The sequence below is a fragment of the Clostridium lentum genome, assembly GCF_014287815.1.
GTDB classification, from domain to species: domain Bacteria; phylum Bacillota; class Clostridia; order Clostridiales; family Clostridiaceae; genus Clostridium; species Clostridium lentum.
Map to the genome: position 1 here is coordinate 1 of NZ_JACOOQ010000048.1, position 840 is coordinate 840.

An 840-nucleotide genomic window follows, 5' to 3' on the forward strand; every position below is an offset into this window, starting at 1 on the left:
TTTTATCTAAATTCAAATATCAATTTAAATTTACCTCTAACTTTTCCTCCAGCAAAATTATTTCCATATTTAGCTGTAAGACCAAATTCTAGAATTTCACTATTTATATCACCGTAATCCTTAATATAATAATTTGGATTACTTAATTGATTATTTGCATTATTTGTTTCACCATTATTTGGTGTGCTTTCTTCAGAGTGTTCACTTGAATTAGTATATGACTCTCGTTGATTTTCACCATTACCATTTTCTTCACCGCTACCATCATTCGAGTCATTTTTAGATGGTAATATAGTTTCACTCTTACTACCTGTAGCTTGATTCATGGTTTTAATCTTAACTTCACTCATACCAATAGTTAACCATAATGGTGAATCCTTAGTAAATACTTTTGTGTTGTCTATTGATGATTCTTCATCAGATCCATCTAAACTTTCATCACTTCTACTTTCTTGAGGTGATTCATCATTTTCTATTTCACTACTTTTACTTTCAAAGTAAACTCCTAAAGCCATTTTTCTTAATGATTCAAATTTATTTAAAGATTCAAAATTCGTATCACTTGGATTAACTAATTCTAGTTCACCCTCACTCTTGCTTAATCCTTTAACATAAACTTCCATCTTAGAATTTGGATTATTATTTTTAATTCTAATTTTTGATGATACAAACCTATCCTTTATATTTTCTGTTGTACCATTTTCTTTTAATAAGTTAGTTACTACTTGGAATGGAATATCTGTAGTTACTGTTGCTTTAATTGTTTTAACTACATTAACATTAATCTTATACATAGTTATATTTCCATGAGTATCAGTAACCTTATAATTTACTGGATAA

1 protein-coding gene is annotated in these 840 nt (G+C 27.6%); it reads right to left on the reverse strand.

Annotation, left to right across the window (positions count from 1 at the left end; genetic code table 11):
* Nucleotides 1-2 precede the first annotated feature (2 nt).
* Nucleotides 3-840 (reverse strand): hypothetical protein (locus tag H8R92_RS13025; RefSeq protein ID WP_186835677.1); only part of this gene is annotated, 838 nt, incomplete at its 5' end.